Origin of the sequence: Chromobacterium rhizoryzae (assembly GCF_020544465.1) — a bacterium.
Lineage (GTDB): Bacteria > Pseudomonadota > Gammaproteobacteria > Burkholderiales > Chromobacteriaceae > Chromobacterium.
This window is the reverse complement of sequence record NZ_CP066126.1, coordinates 3,356,973-3,379,112: the sequence shown is the minus strand read 5'-3', so window position 1 is coordinate 3,379,112 and position 22,140 is coordinate 3,356,973. Positions and strand designations below refer to the sequence as shown.

The following is a 22,140-nucleotide window of genomic DNA, read 5'->3' as shown; positions in this document are numbered from 1 at the left end:
CGCGCACCGAGAGTACGCTTGATGACTACCCTCTCCATGGAAAACTTCGCTCAGCTGTTTGAGGAAAGCCTGACCCTTCACGACATGCGCGTGGGCGAGGTGATCACTGCCGAAGTGGTGGCAGTTGATTCCAACTTTGTAACCGTGAACGCAGGCCTCAAGTCCGAGTCCCTGATTCCGGCTGAAGAATTCAAGAACGACCAAGGCGTGGTCGAAGTGGCCATCGGCGACTTCGTTACCGTCGCCATCGACGCGCTGGAAAACGGCTTTGGCGAAACCAAGCTGTCCCGCGAAAAAGCCAAGCGCCTGGCCGCTTGGGTGGAGCTGGAAGAGGCTCTGGAAACCGGCAAGATCCTGTCCGGTCTGATCAGCGGCAAAGTCAAAGGCGGCCTGACCGTTATGGTCAACGGCATCCGCGCCTTCCTGCCGGGTTCCCTGGTTGACGTGCGTCCGGTGAAAGACACCACCCCGTACGAAAACAAACAGATCGAATTCAAGGTCATCAAGCTGGATCGCAAGCGCAACAACGTTGTTGTGTCCCGTCGTTCCGTGCTGGAAGAAACCCTGGGCGAAGAGCGCAAAGCTCTGCTGGAAACCCTGAAAGAGGGCGCCATCATCAAGGGTATCGTCAAGAACATCACCGACTACGGTGCGTTCGTTGACCTGGGCGGCATCGATGGTCTGCTGCACATCACCGACCTGGCATGGCGCCGCGTGAAGCACCCGTCCGAAGTTCTGGCCGTGGGCGACGAAGTGGAAGCCAAGGTACTGAAGTTCGACCAAGAGAAGAACCGCGTATCCCTGGGTCTGAAGCAACTGGGCGAAGATCCGTGGGTGGGCCTGTCCCGCCGCTACCCGTCCGGCACCCGTCTGTTCGGCAAGGTGACCAACCTGACCGACTACGGCGCGTTCGTGGAAATCGAACAGGGCATCGAAGGCCTGGTGCACGTGTCCGAAATGGACTGGACCAACAAGAACGTACACCCGTCCAAGGTTGTTCAGGTTGGCGACGAAGTGGAAGTGATGATCCTGGAAATCGACGAAGACCGTCGTCGCATCTCCCTGGGCATGAAGCAGTGCCTGGCCAACCCGTGGAACGAGTTTGCCGACAACTTCCACAAAGGCGACAAGCTGAAGGGCGCGATCAAGTCCATCACCGACTTCGGCGTGTTCGTTGGCCTGCCGGGCGGCATCGACGGCCTGGTTCACCTGTCCGACCTGTCCTGGAACGAAGCTGGCGAAGAAGCCGTGCGCAAGTTCAAGAAGGGCGACGAGGTTGAAGCCGTTGTTCTGTCCATCGACGTTGAGAAAGAGCGCATTTCCCTGGGCATCAAGCAGATGGAAGGCGATCCGTTCAACAACTTCGTTGCGATGAACGACAAGGGCGCTCTGGTTAAGGGCACCGTGAAGTCCGTTGACGCCAAAGGCGCCGTCGTGACTCTGGACACCGATGTTGAAGGCTACCTGCGCGCTTCCGAACTGTCCCGCGACCGCGTGGAAGACGCTCGCTCCGTTCTGAAGGACGGCGAAGAAGTGGAAGCCGTGATCATTGCCGTGGACCGCAAGTCCCGCAACATCAGCCTGTCCATCAAGGCTAAAGACGCTCAGGAAGACAACGTTGCTCTGAAGAGCCTGTCCGTTGACAGCGCTTCCGCTGGCACCACCAATCTGGGTGCCTTGCTGAAGGCAAAACTGTCCGGCTCTAACGAGTAATTGAGACATGACCAAATCTGAGCTGATCGCTAGGCTGTCGGAACGACTCGCCGAGCGCAATTCTCAGTTGGTCTACAAAGACGCTGAGTTGGCCGTCAAAACCATTTTGGATGCGATGGCCAATAACCTGGCGCAGGGAAACCGGATTGAAATCCGCGGTTTCGGCAGTTTCGATTTGAACTACCGTCCGCCGCGGATTGGCCGCAACCCCAAGTCGGGCACCAGCGTCTCGGTTCCTGAGAAATATGTGCCGCATTTCAAGGCGGGTAAAGAATTGCGCGAACGCGTCGATCTGTCCCTGTTGGAGCAGAGCGAAGCCTAGGCGTTCAAGCCCTGTCTAGCGAATCCGAAGCGCCGCTTTTTGCGGCGCTTTTTCTTTGCGCGGCTGAAATTCCAGCTTGGGTTGCGCCGGGCTATCGTTTAAACTTGCACTCCGGCAAACAAATCGAGCGAGATCATGCGTTACCTGCTTCGTATCGTTGAATTGGCCCTGTTGGTATTCCTGATCGCGGTCACCGTGCAAAACAGCCATGCGGTTGAATTCAAATTGTTCTTCGGCCAGTCCTGGTCCGCGCCGCTGATTGTGTTTCTGCTGCTGTTTTTCGTGGTTGGCGCGCTGGTCGGTCTGCTCGCCACGCTCGGCTATTATCTGCGCAGCCGGAAAGAGCTGTCCCAATTGAAAAAAGAATTGCGCAACCGTCCCCCCGCCAGCAAGGTGATCAGCGACCCCAGCGACGCGATCGCCGATTGAGCCTAGCGCGAGCGGCGGAGCGAGCCGGCGCCGCGCCTAGGCGCCGCCGCGATGGAATCCGTCGTTCTTGATGATGCCGCCCGGGAGCGGCTGTTGTTGTTTGTCCGGAAAGGATTGCTGTTGGAACTGGATTTGTGGTGGTTGCTATTGTTTCCGGCCTTTTTCGGCCTGGGTTGGTTTGCCGCGCGCGTGGACATGCGCACGGTGCTGAAACAGGCGAAGGCGGTGCCGACCGGATTTTTCCGCGGCCTGGACGCGCTGGTGGAGGACAAGACCGATATCGCCGCCTCGGCCCTGGCCGAAGTGGCGCGCCAGCAAGGGTCGGCGCTGGAGTTGCAGCACACCTTGGGCAAGCTCTACCGCAAGCGCGGGGAGAACGACCGCGCCATCCGGTTGCATCAGCGCATGCTGGACGCGCCGGATCTGCCGGCCGAGCACCGCGACGCGGTGCGCTTCGAATTGGCCCAGGATTTCCGTAAAGCGGGTCTGGTGGACCGGGCGGAAGAGATTCTGATCAAGCTGCAGGACGGCAATATGGGCCTGGCCGCGCGGCGTCAGCTGCTGGACATCTACCAGCAGGACCGCGATTGGCACAAGGCCATCGCCACCGCCAAGGAGTTGCGCAGCGACGCGCATTCCTTCCAGCACGAGGTGGCGCAGTTCTATTGCGAACTGGCCCAGGGCGAGTTGTACAAATCCAATAGCGAACAAGCGCGCCACTATGTGGAAGAAGCGTTCACGGCCAACCGCAAGTGCGTGCGCGCCAGCTTGATCCTCGGAGATATCGAGTTCGCCGGCGGTCATGTGGAGGCGGCGATCGCGGCCTGGCAGAACATTGAAAAGCAGAATTACGAATACTTGTCGATGGCCGCCGAGCGGCTGTTCGACGCCTATGAGCGGCTGGACAAGCCGCTGGAAGGCATCGCCTTGCTGCGCGGCTATCAGAAGACATTCCCGCAGCTGGAACTGACCGATCTGCTGTACCAGAAGATCGCCACTTACGAGGGCGAGGAAAAAGCGCTGGAAGTGGCGCGCGAGGGCGTGCACGCCCGTCCCAGCCTGTCCGGCGTCTACCGCTTGATCGAGGCGCAGATGGACGAATTGAGCCCGGAAGGGCGGATGGACGCGGAAGTGGCGCGCGCCTTGGTGCTCAAGCACGCGCAGCGCCTGAGCGTGCACCGTTGCAAATGCTGCAACTTCCGCTCGCGCGCCTTCTTCTGGCATTGCCCGGCCTGCGGCGAGTGGGAGGGCTTCACCGCCAACCGGACGGAATCGCAGTAAGCAGCAGCGCCGCTGAACAAAACGCCTAGATGTACTGCTTACGTCTGCGCGCCTTGCCTCTGCTTCTCCGCGAGGTGTTGTCAGCGGCTTGGGCGTAGGGATAGTTGTGCAGCCGCCAGAGAGCGGCTGCGCTGATTTGAATACCGGCCGTCGGCGAGCGTCGGCGGCAAGAATGGAGCAAGCATGAATCCTTTGATCGCAGCCGACGCGGCGCAGCCGACTTCGCCCGTCGTCGTGGCCCTGGACTTTGCCGACGCGGACAGCGCCTTGCGCTTCGCCAGCCGCCTGGACCCGAGCGAGTGTCGCCTCAAGGTGGGCAAGGAGCTGTTCACCTCCTCCGGCCGCAGCCTGGTGGAGAGTCTGGTGGCCAGAGGGTTTCAGGTGTTTCTGGATTTGAAGTTCCACGATATTCCCAATACCGTGGCCCATGCTTGCAAGGCGGCGGCGGAAGCCGGCGTCTGGATGGTCAATGTGCACGCCTCCGGCGGCCGCCGGATGATGGAGGCCGCGCGCGAGGCGCTGGCGCCGTACAGCCAGCGTCCGCTCTTGATCGCGGTGACGGTGCTGACCAGCATGGAAGCGGCGGATCTGGCCGAAATCGGCATCGCCGCTTCGCCGCAAGAGCATGTGCTGCGGCTGGCCGCGCTGACCCGCGACTGCGGGCTGGACGGCGTGGTGTGTTCGGCCCAGGAAGCCGGCGAACTGAAAGCCGCGCTGGGCCGCGAATTCAAACTGGTGACGCCGGGCATCCGCCTGGCGGACAGCGTCGCCGACGATCAGCGCCGGGTGATGACGCCGACGACCGCGCTGGCCGCAGGCTCCGATTATCTGGTGATAGGCCGGCCCATCACCCGCGCCGCCGACCCGCTGGCCGTGTTGCGCGCGATCAATCAAGACATTCAGCACTATCAGGCTCAATAAAATATGAAAATCACAGTTATCGGTACGGGGTATGTCGGTCTGGTGACCGGCACGTGTCTGGCGGAAACCGGCTATCACGTGTGCTGCCTGGATGTGGATCCCAATAAGATCGCCATCCTGAAACAGGGCGGCATTCCGATTTTCGAACCCGGTCTGGAAGACATGGTGCGGCGCAACGTCGCCGCCGGCCGGCTCAGCTTCACCACTGACATCGCCGAGTCTGTGGCCTTCGGCGACGTGCAGTTCATCGCCGTCGGCACCCCGCCGGACGAGGACGGCTCCGCCGACCTGCAATACGTGCTGGCCGCCGCGCGCAATATCGGCCGCCACATGACGGACTACAAGGTCATCGTCGACAAGTCCACGGTGCCGGTGGGCACCGCCGACCTGGTCAAGGCGGCGGTGGCGGAAACCCTGGCCGAGCGCGGCGAGGCGTTGGAATTCAGCGTGGTGTCCAACCCGGAATTCCTGAAGGAAGGCGCGGCCATCGACGACTTCATGCGTCCGGACCGCGTGGTGATCGGCGTAGACGACGAGCGCGCGGCCGCGATGATGCGCCGGCTGTACGCGCCGTTCCAGCGCAATCACGAGCGCGTGCTGCTGATGGACGTGCGCTCCGCCGAACTGACCAAGTACGCGGCCAACGCCATGCTGGCGACGCGCATCTCCTTCATGAACGAATTGGCCAATCTGGCCGAGAGCCTGGGCGCCGACATCGAGCAAGTGCGGTTGGGCATGGGCTCGGATCCGCGCATCGGCTATCACTTCCTGTATCCGGGCGTGGGCTACGGCGGCTCCTGCTTCCCCAAGGACGTCAAGGCCCTGGTGCAGACCGCCAAGGAAAACGGCCATGACTTGCGCGTGTTGAGCGCGGTGGAAGAGGCCAACGATCTGCAAAAGCTGCGCCTGGTGGACAAGGTGCTGGCGCGTTTTGGCCAAGATCTGTCCGGCCGCCGCTTCGCGATGTGGGGCCTGGCCTTCAAGCCCAACACCGACGATATGCGCGAAGCGCCCAGCCGCGTGATCGCGGAAGAACTGAGCCGCCGCGGCGCGGAAGTGGTGGCCTTCGATCCGGTGGCCGTCCATGAAGCGCAGCGGGTGATGGGCGACATCGCCGGCCTGAGCTTCGCCGACGACATGATGGCGGCGTTGCGGCAGGCCGACGCCTTGCTGATCGTCACCGAATGGAAGATGTTCCGCGCGCCGGACCTGAGCGCGGTCAAGCAAGCGCTGAAGCAGCCCTTAGTGTTCGACGGCCGCAATATGTACGATCCGGCCTGGATGCGCGAGCAGGGCTTCGATTACTTCGCGATCGGCCGCTGAGGATAATCATGGGCCTGATGCAAGACTTGGGGCTGGACAGCTCCAAACTGGCCGCCGAACTGGCGCAAGCGAAAGTCCTGGTGGTGGGCGATGTGATGCTGGACCGTTATTGGTTCGGCGACGCCACCCGCATTTCGCCGGAAGCGCCGGTGCCGGTGGCCAAGATCGAGCGCATTGAAGAGCGCGCCGGCGGCGCCGCCAACGTGGCGCGCAATATCGCCGGCCTGGGCGGCAAGGCCACCTTGCTGTCGGTGGTGGGCGACGACGAAGCCGCCTCGGCGCTGGAGCGCCTGCTGGCCGCGGACGGCATCGCCACCTCGCTGAAGCGCGACCCCAGCATCGCCACCACCATCAAGTTGCGCGTGGTGGCGCGGCAGCAACAGCTGATCCGCCTCGACTTCGAGGACGCGCCCAGCCATGAGATCCTGGCCGGCAAGCTGGAAGAGTATCAGCAGATCCTGGCCGAGCACGACGTGGTGATCCTGTCCGATTACGGCAAGGGCGGGCTGACCCACGTCAGCAAGATGATCGAACTGGCGCGCCAGGCCGGCAAGCCGGTGTTGATCGATCCTAAGGGCGACGACTACAGCAAATACGCCGGCGCCACGCTGTTGACGCCCAATCGCAGCGAGTTCCGCCAGGTGGCCGGCCGCTGGGCGTCGGAGAGCGAGCTGACCGCCAAGGCGCAGGCCTTGCGCGCGGACTTGGCGCTGGACGCCTTGCTGGTGACGCGCAGCGAGGAGGGCATGACCTTGTTCCGCGACGAGGGCGTGGTGCATCAGCCCACCTTCGCGCGCGAAGTCTACGACGTGTCCGGCGCCGGCGACACCGTGATCGGCACGCTAGGCCTGGGGCTGGCCGCCGGCCAGCCGCTTCCGGTGGCGATGAGTCTCGCCAACGCCGCCGCCGGCGTGGTGGTGGGCAAGCTGGGCACCGCGGTGTGCAGCCAGCGCGAACTTTTCGCCGTGTGATCCCGTCCAGTCAGGCTGGATCCTGAAGGAGAACACATGAAGCACTATACCGATGCCATCTTGGCGTTCTGGTTTGGCGGCGGCGACGACAGTTTCCTGTCGGTGCCGCGCAGCGCCTGGTTCAAGAAGGATGAAGTGTTCGACGGCATTATCCGCGAACGCTTCCTGGACGCGTGGCGACAGGCGCGCGCCGGGGAACTGCCGGCGGAGGCCGGCGACGCTCGCCGCGGTCTGGCCTGGCTGATTCTGACCGATCAATTCCCGCGCAATCTGTTCCGCGGCTCGGCCGAGGCCTTCGCCACCGACGGCCAGGCGCTGGCGCTGGCGCGCGAGATGGTGGCGCGCGGCCTGGACCGGCAACTGCCGCATATCGCCCGCACCTTCGTCTATCTGCCGTTCGAGCACAGCGAGTCGCTGGCGGATCAGGACGAAGCCGTGCGCTTGTTTGAAACCATGGCCGAGGACGCGGCCATGGCGAGTTTTATCGATTACGCGCACCGCCACCGGGACGTGATCGTCCGCTTCGGACGCTTCCCGCATCGCAACGCCGCGCTGGGCCGGACGGACACGCCGGACGAGAAGGCCTATCTGGCCGAGCCCGGCGCCGGTTTTTAAACGCGCAGCAATATTCTCGCGCCGTCGGCGATGGCCGGCGGCGGAAAGGCAAAACATGACTATCGTCGTCACCGGCGCCGCCGGTTTTATCGGTTCCAACCTGGTCAAGGCGCTGAACGAGCGCGGCGTCACCGACATCATCGCCGTGGACAATCTGTCCAGCGGCGACAAGTTCCGCAATCTGGTGGATTGCGAAATCGCCCACTATATGGACAAGCACGACTTCCTGGCCTTGCTGCTGGAAGGCGAGTTCGAGGGCGAACTGTCCGCCATCCTGCACCAGGGCGCGTGTTCCGACACCATGAACCACGACGGCAAGTACATGATGGATAACAACTATCAGTACACGCTGGCCCTGTTCGACTACTGTCAGCACGAGGAGATTCAGTTCCTCTACGCCTCCAGCGCCGCCACCTACGGCAAGGGCACCGTGTTCAAGGAAGAGCGCCAGTACGAAGGCCCGCTCAATGTCTACGGCTATTCCAAATTCCTGTTCGACCAAGTGCTGCGCCAACGCATGAAGGAAGGCCTGAGCGCGCAGGCGGTGGGCTTCCGCTATTTCAACGTCTACGGCCCGCGCGAGCAGCACAAGGGCCGGATGGCCTCGGTGGCCTTCCACCACTTCAATCAGTATCGCGAACACGGCAAGGTCAAGCTGTTCGGCGGCTGGGACGGCTGGGGCAACGGCATGCAAAGCCGCGACTTCGTGTCGGTGGAGGATGTGGCCAAGATCAATCTGTATTTCCTGGACCACCCGGAAAAGAGCGGCATCTTCAACCTGGGTTCCGGCCGCTCGCAGCCGTTCAACGACGTGGCCGTGGCCACCGTCAACGCCTGCCGCCGCCATGACGGCCAGCCGGCGCTGAGCCTGGACGAGATGGCGGCTCAGGGCATCGTCGAATACGTGGACTTCCCAGACGCGCTCAAGGGCAAATATCAGAGTTTCACCCAGGCCGACATCGGCAAACTGCGCAGCGCCGGTTACGGCGCCGAGCTGTTTGACGTCGAGCAGGGCGTGGATCGCTACGTGGATTGGCTGATCAAGCAATGACGCTGCGCGTCCGGCAGGCGGCGCGGCTGCTGATGCTGGACCCGGCGGGCAGGGTGCTGCTCTTTCCCTATCAGCCGGCGGACCGGGCCGAATACTGGTTCACGCCGGGCGGCGAACTCGAAGCCGGCGAAAGCCTGGCGGACGCGGCCCGGCGCGAATGCCGTGAAGAGACCGGTCACCTTATCGCCGATCCCGGCTCGCCGGTGGCCCGCCGCTCATTCGAGTTGACGCTGTTGGACGGAGAACGGGTGCGGGCGCTTGAGCATTTCTTCCTGATCCGCGTCGAACACGCGAGGCTGGACGACGGCGGCTGGACCGAGCTTGAGCGGCGGGTGATGGGGCGGGGCCGTTGGTGGCCGCCGGAGGAACTGGCCGCGTCCGGCGCGCGCTATTTCCCTGAGGACTTGCTGGTGATGCTGGCGGAAGCGTCCGCGGGCTGATAGTTGCAGCAACGGTTATTTGCTTAGACATAAGGATTCCGTCTTTGCTGATAGCCAATCGGTATAATGGCCGTTCCCCGTTGGAGAACGCGTCGTGTACAAGCATCTGGAAGATTTCGTCGGCCACACCCCCTTGGTCAGACTCAAGCGCCTGCCCGGCGTCACCAGCAACATCGTGCTGGTCAAGCTGGAAGGCAATAACCCGGCGGGCTCGGTCAAAGACCGGCCGGCGCTGTCCATGATCCGTCGCGCGGAAGAGCGCGGCGAGATTCAGCCGGGCGATACGCTGATCGAACCCACCAGCGGCAACACTGGCATCGCGTTGGCGATGGCGGCGGCGATGATGGGCTATAAGATGATCCTCATCATGCCGGAGAACTCCAGCGCCGAGCGGGTGCAGGCGATGCGCGCCTACGGCGCGGAAGTGGTCCTGACCCCCAAGGAAGCCTCCATGCCGGGTTCCATCGACCTGGCTCGCAAGATGGAAGCCGCCGGCCAGGGCCGCATCCTCGATCAATTCTCCAATCCGGACAATCCGCTGGCCCACTATGAAAGCACCGGGCCGGAAATCTGGCATGACACCCGGGGCGGCGTCACCCACTTCGTATCCAGCATGGGCACCACCGGCACCGTCATGGGCACCAGCCGCTATCTGAAGCAGCAAAATCCGGCGATCCAGATCGTGGGCGTGCATCCGGAGCCGGGCAGCCAGATCGCCGGCATCCGTAAATGGGAAGACCCCTACGTGCCCAAGATTTGCGACTTCTCGCAACTGGACGATTTGCAGCACGTCGGCCAGCAGGAGGCCGAGGATATGGCGCGGCAACTGGCGCGCGAGGAGGGCATCCTGGCCGGGCCTTCGTCCGGCGGCGCCTTGGCGGTGGCGCTGCGCCTGTCGCGTCAGCTGGAGAACGCGGTCATCGTCTCCATCATCTGCGACCGCGGCGACCGTTACCTGTCCACCGGACTGTTCGGCTGAGAGCGAGGGTTCACGCCCCTTCCGGCCAAGGCGCTTGTGAACCGCGTCACAAGACGGACGGCGCGGCGGAACGCAGTGTTCGCGTTTTGGCGCTGGCGTCCGGCGCCTCATGTCGCTAGCATCGGGAGTCCATTGTCCCCGTCCCGGAGGCTCCGATGCTGCTGCATGTCGATTCCCGTTTTCTCAGCCCTTACGCGCTGTCCGCCTTTGTCGCCCTGAAAGAAAAGGGGCTGACTTTCGAACTATCGACCGTCAGCCTGGAGGCGCAGGCCAATCTGGCGGCCGACTATCGGCGTCAGTCGCTGACCGCCCGCGTGCCCATGCTGGAAGACGGCGAGTTCCGTCTCAGCGAATCCTCGGCCATTGCCGAATATCTGGAAGACGCTTATCCCGAACGCGCGCGGCTATACCCGCAGGACTTGCGCCAGCGCGCTCGCGCGCGCCAGTTGCAAGCCTGGCTGCGCAGCGATCTGATGGCGCTGCGGGAAGACCGCAACACCGAGGTGGTGTTTCTGCGTCCGGCGGCGGGCACGCTGGCGCCGGAAGCGCGCCAGGCGGCCGGCAAGCTGATCGCGGCCGCGGAGCAATTGCTGCCGGCCGACGGCGGCGAGCTGTTCGGCGCCTGGTGTCTGGCCGATACCGATCTCGCGCTAATGCTGAAACGGCTGCAATACGACGATGTGCTGCCGCCGCGCTTGGCCGCCTACGCCGAGCGCCAATGGCGGCGGCCGGCGGTGCAGGACTGGCTGGCGCTGGGACGGCGGGCGGCCTCGGCTTGAAAGGCTGAGCGCGCGCCCGCGTCTGGACTGCCGTTTCAGCGATGCACGTCGTGGGTGACGAAGGGCCGGTCCGGCGACGGCATCTCCAGCCAGTCCGGATGGCGTAGTGTGCGGCGGATGTCCTGATAGCCGCTGGCCCAGTGCGCGCGCATGGTCTGGGCGCCGAATTGATAATCCTTGTGGTGGTCTTCGTACTCCTTGTCCTGGTAGATCAGGTGTATCACCTTCAACAGCCGGCCGCAGGCCAGTTCGTGGGCGTGGCGGTAGGCCGGGTGTTCGCGTTGCGCCTCCGGCACCAGTTCCATCAGCTGCCGCAGCAAGCCGCGGTAGTTCTGTTCCCGTTTCATCGTGTCGGTGATCTGCCGGGTGCGGCTGGAGTACTGGATGTCCTTCTGCCGCATCGCGATCGCCTTCATGTCCGTGGGCGGTTCGCCCTTGGCGCTCCACAGGTCCACCTGGAACACCAGCGAGTTCTTGCGCGGCTCGGTGCTCAGTATCTGCTTCAGCGGCGTATTGGACACCAGGCCGCCGTCCCAGTAGTACTCGCCGTCTATCTCCACCGCCGGAAAGCCCGGCGGCAGCGCGCCGGAAGCCATGAAATGCTCGGCGCGCAGTTTTTGGCGGGTATTGTCGAAGTAGACGAAGTTGCCGCTGCGCAGATTGACCGCGCCCACCGACACCCGCATCTGATCGCTGTCGTTGATGCGGTCGAAATCGGCGAAACGTTCCAGCGTGCCCTTCAGCGGAGCGGTGTCGTAAAGGCTGCAATTGGCGGGCGAGGGCGCGCCGCTTGGCCAGGGCGAGCGCGGCAGGAAGAAGCCGTTCTGGCCCTCGGTCAGCGCGCGCCAGGCCTCCCAGCTCGCCATCAGTCCGTTCAGCCCCGCCGGCCAATGGTGGGTGTCCAGTTGGCTGAAGGGGCTGGCCGGCAGAAACGGCGGCCGGCAGATGGTGTCCCAGAAGGCGCGCAACTGCTCCACCCGCCGCTCCGGCGGGTTGCCGGCGATGATGGCGGCGTTGAGCGCGCCGATGGAAATGCCGGCCACCCAGTTGGGGTGCAACTCGGCCTCGGCCAGGCCCTGGTAGACGCCGGGCTGATAGGAGCCCAGCGCGCCGCCGCCCTGCAGCACCAGCGCCAGCACCTGGTAGCGGTGGCCGGGCGGCAGGCTGCGGCTCTGGTACAGGCCGCCGCTCTGCGGGCAGGCGGGGTTGTGCGGCGGCGTCATTGCATATACCAGCCGTGGCTGACAATCACCGATTGTCCGGTGAGCGCGGCGCTGGGGAAGGCGGCCAGGAACAGCGCGGTCTGGGCCACGTCTTCCACCGTGGTGAACACCCCGTCCACGGTATTGCCCAGCATCACGCGCTTGATCACTTCTTCCTCGCTGATGCCCAGCTCTTTGGCCTGCTCCGGAATCTGCTTCTCCACCAGCGGCGTGCGCACGAAGCCCGGGCAGATCACGTGGGCGCGCACATTGTATTCCGCGCCTTCCTTGGCCAGCACCCGGCACAGGCCCAGCAGCGCGTGTTTGGCGGTGACGTAGGCGGATTTGAGTTTGGACGCCTCGTGGGAGTGCACCGACCCCATATAGATCACGGTGCCGCCGCGCTTGTCCTGATACATATGGCGCAGCGCGGCCTTGGTGGTGAGAAAGGCGCCGTCCACGTGGATGGCCTGCATCTTCTTCCAGTCGGAAAACGAGTAGTCCACCAGCGGGTTGACGATCTGGATGCCGGCGTTGGAGATCAGGATGTCCAGCCCGCCCAGCGCGTCCACCGCCGCCTGGGTGCCGGCGTTGACGGATTCCTCATGGGTCACGTCCATCGCCACGCCCACCGCCTTGCCGCCGGCGGCCTTGATCTCTTCCGCCGCGGCCTGCGCCGCCGTCAGGTTGATGTCGGCGATGGCCACCGCCGCGCCGGCGCGGGCGTAGGTTTCCGCAATGGCTTTGCCTATGCCGCTGGCCGCGCCGGTGATCAATGCCACTTTGCCGTTCAATTGCATGCTGCTCTCCTTGTCGTCGGGTGGGGTGCGCCGCATAGCGGCTTGGCGCCGGTTTCCGCCTCGTCTCGTCCTTGCTCGCGAGACTTTGAACAGGTTCTGTAAGTACAGGCGCTTAGTTCAGGTAATCGAATTCCACTTCGCCCAGGCCCAGGGTCAGGTCGGCGACGATGTGGCGTGCCTCCACCACTTCCAGCACCGGCAGTTCCGCCACCGGGGCCAGCGCGTGGGGAAACAGCGCCAGCGCCGCCGGCCCGCTCCAGGCGCCGTGCACGGTGACGTCCTTGAGGTGAAAGCGCACCAGCTCGCAGATGCGAACGCTGCCGTCCACATGCGGGATGATCTTCAAGAGGAAGTTGGGCGTGTTGACCATGGAGCGCTGCAGCGCGCTGGCGTCCTGGGCGTGATGTTTGTAGCCCATGGTGGCGGTGGCCACCCGCACCGGGCCGTAGTCCAGTTCGCCCACCAGGGTGTCGGTGCGCACTTGCAGCCGCGGGCAGGCCAGCTTCTTGGGAAAGCCCCACAGTTCGCGGCCGCCGGCGATGGGCGGATGGTCGTTCAGATACATCGCGTGGGTGTAATTGCCGGCCACGCCACCCAGCAGAACCGGGATCACCTGGCCGCTTTCGGTGTAGTCGCCAAAGCCGGTGGAGTCCGGCATGCGGATGAACTCGAAGTTGACCAGATCCGAGGCCGGCTGCAGCGGTTCCGGCACCGCCTCGCGCAGTTTGGCCGGATCGGTGCGATAAGTGATGATGAAGAATTCGCGGTTGGTGAAGCGGTAGGGGCCGCGGGGGAAGGCGGGGTTGGTCAGCGGCATGGCGAAGGCCTGCTCGCGGATGGCGTCGATGTTCATACGTGCTGCGCTCCCTGGATGGCAAAAGGTCGCGCCGGGACGGCGCGGCCGCTGCTGCGAAAGGAGCCCGCCGGCGGAACGGCCCGACGGGCATGCGTGCATCTGGCTCCGATGGTACAGGCAAAGATCCCATACAGATAGCTTGGCGCGGCGTCGCCTGTCCATTGGGACGACGCCGCGCGCCCGGCCGCTGTCTTTCCGCTCGGCGGCAAGGAGGGCGCCGGCCACCGCGCCGCCGTGCTATGCTGTCGCCGTTGCGGCGAATGAGCCGCGGCCCGCCACCGTGCCGGCGGAGTCGGCACTTGCAGTTTTGGATGGACCGTATGAGCAAAAGCATCATTTCCGACATGGACGGAGTGATTTATCGGGGCAAGCAACTGATTCCGGGCGCGCGCGATTTCGTCAACCGCCTGACGCAGGGCGGCACGCCCTTCCTGTTTCTGACCAATAACGCGGAGCAGACGCCGCTGGATCTGAGGCTGAAGCTGGAGAGCCTGGGCATCAACGGCGTGACGGAAGACAACTTCATCACCAGCGCGATGGCCACGGCGATGTTTCTGCGCAGCCAGACGCGCAAGGCCATGCCCACCGCCTACGTGGTGGGCGGCGCCGGCCTGATCAACGAGCTGTACAAGGTGGGGTTTTCCATTTCCGAATCCCATCCGGATTACGTGGTGGTGGCCAAGTCCCAGACCTTCAGTTTCGAGCAGATCAAGAAGGCGGTGCGTTTTATCGACCAGGGCGCCAAATTCATCGGCACCAACCCGGATATGATCGATCCGATAGAGGGCGGCGGCTACGAGCCGGCCGCCGGCACGCTGCTGGCCGCCATCGAGGCCGCCACCGGCAAGAAGCCCTACATCGTGGGCAAGCCGAACTCGCTGATGATGATGCTGGCCACCCGCAAGCTGGGCGTGCATCCGGAGGAGGCGGTGATGATAGGCGACCGGATGGACACCGACATCGTCGGCGGCATAGAAGCCGGCATGGGCACCGCGCTGGTGTTGTCCGGCGTGTCGTCGCGCGAATCCATGGAGCAGTTTCCCTACCAGCCGGACTATGTGTTCGAGAGCGTGGCGGAGATTGATCCGGGGGCCTTGTAAGAGCCTGGCTACGTTCTGTTGCGCGTCGCGAGGCTTTGAACAAGCCATGGCCGGTCAGGCCGGCGTCGGACGAAAACAGGGCCGCTCCCGTTTGGGGGCGGCCCTGTTTGTTTGCCGTCTAGATCCCGCTCGGCCCGGCGAGGCGCTCAGCGCTGCTCGGCTTGGACCGCGGCTTCCCGCAATTTGTCCTTCTTGCTCTTGCGTTTGCCCTTGACGCCGCCGTTGTCGGCTGCCGGGTTCGTGGCGGCGCTCGCGGCCGCGGCCGGGCTGGCGGCGATGGGTTCGAAACCGGCGATCCGTTCGCGCGGCAGTCGCAGTTGCTGGCGTTTCTCTATCAATTGGAAATGCGCGGCGCAATCGGCGCTGACGAAGCTGATGGCCTCGCCGCTGGCGCCGGCGCGGCCGGTGCGACCGATGCGGTGGGTGTAGTCCACCGGCGAGCGCGGCAGATCGTAGTTCACCACCACCGGCAGGCGGGCGATGTCGATGCCGCGCGCGGCCACATCGGTGGCTACCAGAACTTGCAGACGGCCGGACTTGAGGTCGGCCAGCACCTGGCCGCGTTGTCCCTGGCTGCAATCGCCGTGCAGCGCGGCGGCGCGGACGCCGGCGGCCTGCAGCTTGCCGGCCACTCGGTCTGCGGTGTGGCGGCTGGCCACGAAGACCAGAGCCCGCTCCCAGCCATGGGTGTGCAGCAGATGGCGCAACAACATGGTGCGCCGGCCGGCGTCCACCTCTATGACGCGCTGGCGGATGTCCGGCGCGGCGACGTCGCCGGGCGCGATGTCGATATGCCGCGGCTGGTTCAGCAGTTGCTCCGCCAGCGCGCGCACGGCGGGCGGGAAGGTGGCGGAAAACATCAGGTTTTGCCGGTAGGGCGGCAGCTGCGCCAGCAAGCGGGCCAGTTCGTCGGCGAAGCCGAGGTCGAGCAGGCGGTCGGCCTCGTCCAGCACCAGGGTGTCGACGGCGGCGAGCCGCAGCGCATTGTGCGCCAGCAGGTCCAGCAGCCGGCCGGGCGTGGCCGCCACGATGTCGGCGCCGCCGCGCAAGGCCATCATCTGAGGATTGATGGAGACGCCGCCGAAGACCACGGCGATCTTGGGCCGGCGCGGCAGGCCCTGGGCCAGCTGGCGCAGGGCGTCGCCCACTTGCGCCGCCAGTTCCCGGGTGGGGAGCAGGATCAGCGTTTGCGTCTGGCGAGGCGAGGCCTGGCGGCCAGCCAGCCATTGCTGCAACAGCGGCAGGCAGTAGGCCGCGGTTTTGCCGGAACCGGTTTGCGCGGTGGCCAGCACATCGTGGCCTTGCAAAACGGCGGGGACGGCGGCGAGCTGAACCGCGGTGGGGGCCGGGTAGCCCTGATCGCTGGCGGCCTGGGCCAGGGCGGGCGACAGGCCCAGTGAGGTGAATGACATGGATTGGCGTTGACGGCGATGGACTTGAAGCGGCAGGAGTATCGACGCTGCCCGCGGTCGGGTCAAGCGGGGCGTGGCGTCGCCGCAACGCGCGTTGCGCAGCGGGAAGTCCCGTTTGCGAGTACTATCTGGGCTCGCTATCAAGTTAAAGTCATACGCACATGCAAACAGAAGTCAAAGAGAAACCCCGCTACGCCCTGGTGGCCTCGGTCCAGTTGCCCGATGTCAGCGATGTCGAGTTCGAGGCCTCGCTCACCGAACTGAGCGAACTGGCCAAGACCCTGGGCTTCCAAGTGGTGCGGACCTTTGTGCAAAAGCGTAACAGCTTCGACCGCACCGCCTATATGGGCGTGGGCAAGCTGGAGGAAATCAGCCAGTTCGTCAATCGCGGTCTTCGCAACGACGAGCTGGAGGACGCGCCGCCGGTCTTGGACGCCGGTACGGTGGAGATCGACGCCTTGCTGGTGGACCACGAAATCTCGCCGTCGCAGGCGCGCAATCTGGAGCTGGCCGTCGGCTGCGAGGTGATGGACCGCACCATGGTGATTCTGGAGATCTTCCACCGCAACGCCCGCTCGCGCGCGGCGCGCGCCCAGGTGGAAATCGCCCGTCTCGGTTATATGGCGCCGCGCTTGCGCGAGGCGGCCAAGCTGGCCGGGCCGCAAGGCCGGCAGCGCAGTGGCATGGGCGGGCGCGGCGCCGGCGAATCGCATACCGAGCTGGATCGTCGCAAGGTGCGCGACCGTATCGCCGAGCTGCAGCGCGAAATCGTCGCGATGGAGCTGGAGCGCAAGACCCAGCGCGCGCGCCGGCTGGAGCGCCAGGGCCAGGGTCTGGGCGGGGTGTCGCTGGTGGGCTACACCAATGCCGGCAAGTCCACGCTGATGCGCGCCTTGACCGGCAGCGAAGTGCTGGTGGCCAATAAGCTGTTCGCCACCCTGGACACCACGGTGCGCGCCATCTACCCGGAAAGCGTGCCGCGGGTGCTGGTCAGCGATACCGTGGGCTTCATCAAGAACCTGCCTCACGGCCTGGTGGCCTCGTTCAAGTCCACGCTGGAAGAAGCGTTGGACGCGGCCCTGCTGCTGCATGTGATCGACGCCAGCGACCCGGGCTTCCAGCGTCAGCTGGAAGTGACCGACGAGGTCTTGAAGGAAATCGGCGCCGACGAAGTGCCGCGCATCCGGGTGTTCAACAAGATAGATCATGTCGGCGACGCGGCCGAGCAGGCGGCCTGGGCCGCCGAGCTGCGGCAACGCTATCCGGACTGCGTGGTGATGAGCGCGCGCCGCCCCGAGGAAGTGGCGGCGCTGCGCGCGCTGATCGTGGCCTTCTTCCAGCGAGATCTGGAGGAAGGCGAACTGCTGCTGCCGTGGTCCGCCCAGCAACTGCGCGGCGAAATCTACAGCCACTGCCAGGTGCTGGAAGAACGCGCGGAGGAAGAGGGCAGCTGGTTCCGCGTGCGCGGCGAGCCGGACAAGCTGCGCAGCCTGCGCGAGCAGTTGAACCCCGGCTCGCAGGGGCGTCAGAAGGAGTATTGGGAAGTCTGAGAACCTGTTCAAAGCGTCGCGGGCAAGAACGAGACAAGGCGAAAACGGCTGAAGAAGCGGAATGCACACGTGGTGCATGAGCGTTTCGATACGATATTCACCTTGTCGCGTCTTTCAGAGCACAACAGGCATTGAACAGGTTCTTAGTCTGCGAGCACGTCCCTCCCCACTCTGATTTTCGGCGCAGCGTTCGTCCTGCTGCTCAGGACCGTCCCGATAATCCAGATCCCTATCCGCTTAAGCGGATTCAATATCTTGGGCAATGGTCCCGAGCTGCAGAGATTGTTGCTTCTTTTAAAGGAACATGCCGCCGGAGGCTTCCACGCGCTGACCGTTGACCCAGGCGGCGCCGTCGCTGAGCAGGGTGGCGATGGCGCCGCCGATGTCGTCGGGGCGGCCGACGCGGCCCAGAGCGGTTTGCGCGGCGATATGGGCGTTGACCTGTTCGTTGTCGCGCACCAGGCCGCCGCCGAAGTCGGTTTCAATCGCGCCGGGGGCGATGACGTTGACCGCGATGCCGCGCGGCCCCAGCTCCTTGGCCAGGTAGCGGGTCAGCACCTCCACGCCGCCCTTCATCGCCGCGTAGGCGGCGTAGCCGGGCAGGGCGAAGCGGGTCAGGCCGGTGGAGACGTTGAGAATGCGGCCGCCGTCGGCGATCAGCGGCAGTAGCGTTTGGGTCAGGAAGAACGGGCCTTTGAGCTGGATGTTCATCAGTTGGTCGAACTGCGCCTCGCTGGTGTCGGCGAAGGCGGCGTGGATGCCGATGCCGGCGTTGTTGACCAGAAAATCGAAGTCGGCGCGTCGCCATTGCTCGGCCAGCGTCTGGCGCAGCCGCTCGGCGAAGGCGGCGAAGCCGGCGCTCTGGCCGACGTCCAGCGCCAGCGCGGCGGCCTGGCCGCCCAGTGCTTGAATCTCGGCGACCACCGCCTCGGCGTCGGCGGCGCGGCTTTGGTAGGTGATGACCACGTCCACGCCCTGGCGCGCCAGGTGCAGGGCCGCGCTTTTGCCCAGGCCGCGGCTGCCGCCGGTGATGACTGCGATTTTCTTGCTCATGGGAATCTCCTGTAGGGGGCGGGTGCAGGCTTGGACCCGATGAGCTCAGTTTATTGTATGGTTTTTGATAAACAAATATGATTATTTAAATTATAGTGTTCGTATATTGATAACAATTGGCGGCGGCATGAACAAGCTGGAAGCGATGCAGATTTTTGTCCGGGTGGCCGAGTTGTCCAGCTTCACGCAGGCGGCGGACAGCTTGGGTCTGCCCAAGGCCAGCATCTCGGTGGCGGTCAAGCAGACCGAATCCTGGCTGGGCGCGCGCCTGCTGCACCGGACCACGCGCAAAGTGCAGATGACCCAGGACGGGCAGGCTTTTTACGAGCGTTGCAAGGACGTGCTGGCGGACATGGACGAGTTGCAAAGCATGTTCCAGCGCGGCGAGGAGGCGCTGGGCGGGCGGCTGAGGGTGGACATGCCCAGCGGCGTGGCGCGCTATCAGGTATTGCCGCGGCTGGACGAATTCCTGCAGCGCCACCCGCGTTTGGAGCTGGAGCTGAGCAGCACCGACCGCAAGGTGGACATCGTGCGAGAAGGTTTCGATTGCGTGCTGCGCGTGGGGGAGCTTGGCGACTCCAGCCTGGTGGCGCGGCCGCTGGGACGTTTTCGGCAGCTCAATTGCGCCAGCCCCGGCTATCTGGCGCGTTACGGCGCGCCGGCCGGCCTGGAGGACCTGGCGCGGCACCGGCTGGTTCACTACGTTTCCACCCTGGGCGCGCGCCCGGCCGGCTGGGAGTGGCGGGACGGCAACGGCAGCCATTGGCTGGCCATGGCCGGCAGCGTCATCGTCAATAACGCCGACGCCTACCAGGCCGCCTGTCTGGCCGGGCTGGGCCTGATTCAGGCGCCGGAGTCCGGCGTGCGCCATTTGCTGGACAGCGGCGAACTGGTGGAAGTGCTGCCGGACTACCGCGCCGCTCCGATGCCGGTCACGCTGTTGTACGCCCACCGCCGCAACCTGCCGCGCCGGGCGCAGGTTTTCATGGATTGGCTGGCGGAGGCGCTGGCGCCGCATCTTGTGTGAATCGGGCGCAAACATGGCGGCGCAGGGGCAAGCTGCCCTATCATGGAGGCCGGTCAACCATTTTAGAACCTGTTTACGATCAGCTGCGCGTTGGCGATACGGCGTTGAAAACCTCTTCGAAATGCTCATGTACCGTGTGTACATTCCGCTTTCTCAGCTGTTTTCGCCTTGTCTCGCCTTGGCTCGCGAGATCGTAAACACGTTCTTACTTCGTCATATTCCCGCCATGATTGTTAGATCCACTTCTTCCTGGCTGCGCCTGTTGTTTGTCTGGCACGGTTCGGTGCTGCCGCGCATCATGCCGCGCCTGCTGCTGGTCTTCTTCATTTCCATCGCCGCCGCCGCCGTGCGCGGCTGGTGGCTGAGCGAACACGCGGACTCCGCGCTCAGCATTCCCGCCTTTACCTTGATGGGGGTGTCGCTGGCCATCTTCCTGGGTTTTCGCAACTCGGTCAGCTACGAGCGCTTTTGGGAGGCGCGCAAGCTGTGGGGCAGCTTGCTGATCGTCAACCGCTCGCTGGCGCGGCAGGTTCTGTCGCTGGCGCCGGACAATGCGGACGCGCGGCGTCTGATAGACGGCTGTTGCGCCTTCGCCTACGCGCTCAAGGCGCAGTTGCGCGGCGACGACGCCGACGCCCATCTGCGCCGTTTGCTGCCGGAGGAGATTCTGGACAAGGCGTTGGCGGCGCGCTTCAAGCCGGCGCTGATCCTGTCCTGGCTAGGGCAATTGGCCGCGCGCATGCGCGGCGACGGCGTGTTGGGCGATATGCAATGGCATGCGCTGGACCGTAATCTGAACTCGCTGTCGGAAGTGCTGGGCGGCTGCGAGCGCATCGCCTCCACGCCCATTCCCTTCACTTACCGGGTGCTGCTCAACCGCACCGTCACGGTGTATAGCCTGCTGCTGCCGGCCGGCCTGGTCACCAGCATAGGCTGGCTGACGCCGGCGATCGCGGTCTTCATCGCCTACACCTATCTGGCGCTGGAAGTGATAGGCGAGGAGCTGGAGGAGCCGTTTGGCAAGGAGGGCAACGACCTGCCGCTGTCCGCGCTCTGCCACGGCATCGAAGCCTCCTTGCGCGAGATGCAGGGCGAGGAAGTGGCGGCTCCGGCGCCGTCGCAGCAGGGTATTTATCTGTATTGAGCCATCGAGCCGCATAGTTTAGAACGTGTTTACGATCTAGCGAGCTAAGGCGAGACAAGGCGTACTCATCGTGCCGCATCTCACGAAGCGCAGCAGGTCGTAAACAGGTTCTTACAGCGCGGCCAGCTCGTCCAGGCTGATGATGCGGGCTATCGTCGCCAGCTGGCGCATTGAGATCTGATGCTCTTCCTCGCTGGCGGCGGCGCAGCCGTCCTCCAGCACCAGCACCTGGTAATCGCGGTCGTGAGCGTCGCGCGCGGCGGCCTGCACCGCCCAAGTGCTGCTGACGCCGGACAGGATCAGGCGTTCGATGTGATGGGCGCGCAGCACCGCTTCCAGCGAGGTGGCGTAGAAGGCGCTGACGCGCGGCTTGATCACGATGGCGTCTTCCGGCCTTACGTCCAGCTCCGGGTGGAAGGCGGTGCCGGGGCCGGACAGATCCAGCGCGCCGAATTCGTGAGCGCGGCCGAACAGCGGCGAGGCCTTGGGTTGTTCCACATAGGAGGGCGCGAAGCCCACTTTCACCTGCGCCACCAGCCAGCGGCGGCGGCGCGCCTCGGCGATGGCCTGGTTGGCGGCGGCGATGACGCCGCGTTGACGCGCGTGCTCGGCGCAGCGGGCGACCTTGCCGCCGTCCATCATGATGTCGCGAATATAGTCCAGTCCGATAAAAGCGGTGTTCATCGCTGAGTTCCTTATGGCGTATTGATCAAGACCGGCGAACGGCCGGCGTTTCAGCCGCGGCCAGTTCCGCCAGCAGCTCGCCGGCGGCGAGCAGCAGTTCCAGGCGCTGCGGCGGCAGTTCGGCCAGCGCGGCGCGCAGCCAGTCGTCTTTGCGCAGGCGGTGAGCGTCAAGGACCTGGCGGCCGGCGCCGCTCAGGCGAATCCGGACTTTGCGGCCGTCTTCGGGGTCGCCGGCGCGCAGAATCAGGCCGCCGGCGTCGAGTTCGCGCAGCAGGCTGGCCAGGTTGGAACTGCGCAGCTTTTCCGCGCGGGCCAGCGCAGATGGCGTTGCGGCGCCGTCCGCGCGTTCGATGCTGGCCAGCAGCGAAAGCTGGGCAAACGGCAGTTCGTCGTCTTGGGCCTCCTGGCGCAAGCGGCGCGTCAAGGCCATCAGTTGCAGGCGCAGCCGGGACACGGCCTCCGCCGGGATCGATGAGTTAGGCATTTTT

At 64.7% G+C, this 22,140-nt stretch carries 23 protein-coding genes; 16 read left to right on the top strand and 7 right to left on the bottom strand.

All coding sequences use genetic code 11. The annotated features are described in order from the left end of the window. Positions 1-21 precede the first annotated feature (21 nt). From rpsA to yfcF, 12 genes are all read left to right on the top strand, one after another. The gene (gene rpsA / locus JC616_RS15110) at positions 22-1,713 is read left to right on the top strand and encodes a 30S ribosomal protein S1 (RefSeq protein WP_085951937.1); all 1,692 of its coding nucleotides are present in this window, start codon (positions 22-24) and stop codon (positions 1,711-1,713) included. A 7-nt stretch (positions 1,714-1,720) separates the two neighbouring features. After that, the gene (locus JC616_RS15105) at positions 1,721-2,035 is read left to right on the top strand and encodes an integration host factor subunit beta (protein WP_019104286.1); all 315 of its coding nucleotides are present in this window, start codon (positions 1,721-1,723) and stop codon (positions 2,033-2,035) included. 135 nt (positions 2,036-2,170) lie between these two features. Continuing rightward, positions 2,171-2,464 carry a LapA family protein gene (locus tag JC616_RS15100; protein WP_019104285.1) on the top strand — a complete coding sequence of 98 codons (294 nt, stop codon included), beginning with the start codon at positions 2,171-2,173 and terminating at the stop codon, positions 2,462-2,464. Positions 2,465-2,584: 120 nt separating this feature from the next. Further along, positions 2,585-3,745, top strand: a complete 1,161-nt coding sequence (gene lapB / locus JC616_RS15095; protein WP_199225882.1) for a lipopolysaccharide assembly protein LapB — start codon at positions 2,585-2,587, stop codon at positions 3,743-3,745. Positions 3,746-3,928: 183 nt separating this feature from the next. Then, positions 3,929-4,666, top strand: coding sequence for an orotidine-5'-phosphate decarboxylase (gene pyrF / locus JC616_RS15090; RefSeq protein ID WP_107799730.1), 738 nt, complete (start codon positions 3,929-3,931; stop codon positions 4,664-4,666). A 3-nt stretch (positions 4,667-4,669) separates the two neighbouring features. Beyond that, the gene (locus JC616_RS15085; protein WP_227104003.1) at positions 4,670-5,989 is read left to right on the top strand and encodes a UDP-glucose dehydrogenase family protein; all 1,320 of its coding nucleotides are present in this window, start codon (positions 4,670-4,672) and stop codon (positions 5,987-5,989) included. Between the two features lie 8 nt (positions 5,990-5,997). Then, positions 5,998-6,960: a D-glycero-beta-D-manno-heptose-7-phosphate kinase gene (gene rfaE1, locus JC616_RS15080; protein ID WP_304502833.1), complete on the top strand. Its 963-nt coding sequence runs from the start codon at positions 5,998-6,000 to the stop codon at positions 6,958-6,960. Positions 6,961-6,996: 36 nt separating this feature from the next. Further along, positions 6,997-7,575, top strand: a complete 579-nt coding sequence (locus JC616_RS15075; RefSeq protein ID WP_227104001.1) for a DUF924 family protein — start codon at positions 6,997-6,999, stop codon at positions 7,573-7,575. Positions 7,576-7,630: 55 nt separating this feature from the next. Beyond that, positions 7,631-8,626 (top strand): ADP-glyceromanno-heptose 6-epimerase, encoded by a 996-nt coding sequence (gene rfaD, locus JC616_RS15070; RefSeq protein ID WP_107799726.1) that lies wholly within the window; start codon positions 7,631-7,633, stop codon positions 8,624-8,626. Then, positions 8,623-9,066, top strand: a complete 444-nt coding sequence (locus JC616_RS15065) for an NUDIX hydrolase (RefSeq protein WP_227103999.1) — start codon at positions 8,623-8,625, stop codon at positions 9,064-9,066. Before rfaD ends, JC616_RS15065 begins: the two co-directional genes overlap by 4 nt. A gap of 94 nt (positions 9,067-9,160) precedes the next feature. Further along, the gene (cysM, locus tag JC616_RS15060) at positions 9,161-10,045 is read left to right on the top strand and encodes a cysteine synthase CysM (protein WP_107799724.1); all 885 of its coding nucleotides are present in this window, start codon (positions 9,161-9,163) and stop codon (positions 10,043-10,045) included. Positions 10,046-10,200: 155 nt separating this feature from the next. Beyond that, the gene (gene yfcF / locus JC616_RS15055; protein WP_227103997.1) at positions 10,201-10,824 is read left to right on the top strand and encodes a glutathione transferase; all 624 of its coding nucleotides are present in this window, start codon (positions 10,201-10,203) and stop codon (positions 10,822-10,824) included. Positions 10,825-10,859: 35 nt separating this feature from the next. Here the strand turns inward: yfcF and JC616_RS15050 are convergent, their stop codons facing one another. From JC616_RS15050 to JC616_RS15040, 3 genes are all read right to left on the bottom strand, one after another. Continuing rightward, positions 10,860-12,047 (bottom strand): DUF3734 domain-containing protein, encoded by a 1,188-nt coding sequence (locus tag JC616_RS15050; RefSeq protein ID WP_227103995.1) that lies wholly within the window; start codon positions 12,045-12,047, stop codon positions 10,860-10,862. After that, positions 12,044-12,826 (bottom strand): 3-hydroxybutyrate dehydrogenase, encoded by a 783-nt coding sequence (locus JC616_RS15045; RefSeq protein ID WP_227103993.1) that lies wholly within the window; start codon positions 12,824-12,826, stop codon positions 12,044-12,046. Before JC616_RS15045 ends, JC616_RS15050 begins: the two co-directional genes overlap by 4 nt. Positions 12,827-12,938: 112 nt before the next feature. Continuing rightward, complete coding sequence (locus JC616_RS15040; protein WP_107799720.1) at positions 12,939-13,679, bottom strand: acetoacetate decarboxylase; 741 nt, start codon at positions 13,677-13,679, stop codon at positions 12,939-12,941. 323 nt (positions 13,680-14,002) lie between these two features. On the opposite strand from JC616_RS15040, the gene JC616_RS15035 reads away from it, so the two are divergent. Then, entirely contained in the window at positions 14,003-14,782 is a 780-nt protein-coding gene (locus JC616_RS15035) for an HAD-IIA family hydrolase (RefSeq protein WP_107799719.1), read from the top strand. A gap of 146 nt (positions 14,783-14,928) precedes the next feature. On the opposite strand, the gene JC616_RS15030 is transcribed toward JC616_RS15035, so the two are convergent. Continuing rightward, on the bottom strand, positions 14,929-16,194 hold the full coding sequence (locus JC616_RS15030; protein WP_227103991.1) for a DEAD/DEAH box helicase: 1,266 nt from the start codon (positions 16,192-16,194) through the stop codon (positions 14,929-14,931). Between the two features lie 161 nt (positions 16,195-16,355). Between JC616_RS15030 and hflX the strand changes: the two genes are divergently transcribed. Then, complete coding sequence (gene hflX / locus JC616_RS15025; protein ID WP_107799717.1) at positions 16,356-17,744, top strand: GTPase HflX; 1,389 nt, start codon at positions 16,356-16,358, stop codon at positions 17,742-17,744. A 294-nt stretch (positions 17,745-18,038) separates the two neighbouring features. On the opposite strand, the gene JC616_RS15020 is transcribed toward hflX, so the two are convergent. Continuing rightward, the gene (locus tag JC616_RS15020) at positions 18,039-18,797 is read right to left on the bottom strand and encodes an SDR family NAD(P)-dependent oxidoreductase (RefSeq protein ID WP_227103989.1); all 759 of its coding nucleotides are present in this window, start codon (positions 18,795-18,797) and stop codon (positions 18,039-18,041) included. Between the two features lie 127 nt (positions 18,798-18,924). Between JC616_RS15020 and JC616_RS15015 the strand changes: the two genes are divergently transcribed. Both JC616_RS15015 and JC616_RS15010 read left to right on the top strand, forming a co-directional pair. After that, on the top strand, positions 18,925-19,824 hold the full coding sequence (locus tag JC616_RS15015; RefSeq protein WP_227103987.1) for a LysR family transcriptional regulator: 900 nt from the start codon (positions 18,925-18,927) through the stop codon (positions 19,822-19,824). 226 nt (positions 19,825-20,050) lie between these two features. Continuing rightward, positions 20,051-20,968: a bestrophin family protein gene (locus tag JC616_RS15010; protein WP_107800197.1), complete on the top strand. Its 918-nt coding sequence runs from the start codon at positions 20,051-20,053 to the stop codon at positions 20,966-20,968. Between the two features lie 111 nt (positions 20,969-21,079). Here JC616_RS15010 and JC616_RS15005 read toward each other — a convergent pair whose 3' ends face one another. Continuing rightward, entirely contained in the window at positions 21,080-21,652 is a 573-nt protein-coding gene (locus tag JC616_RS15005; protein ID WP_227103985.1) for an isochorismatase family cysteine hydrolase, read from the bottom strand. A gap of 25 nt (positions 21,653-21,677) precedes the next feature. Beyond that, entirely contained in the window at positions 21,678-22,136 is a 459-nt protein-coding gene (locus JC616_RS15000) for a MarR family winged helix-turn-helix transcriptional regulator (RefSeq protein ID WP_227103983.1), read from the bottom strand. Positions 22,137-22,140: the final 4 nt, after the last annotated feature.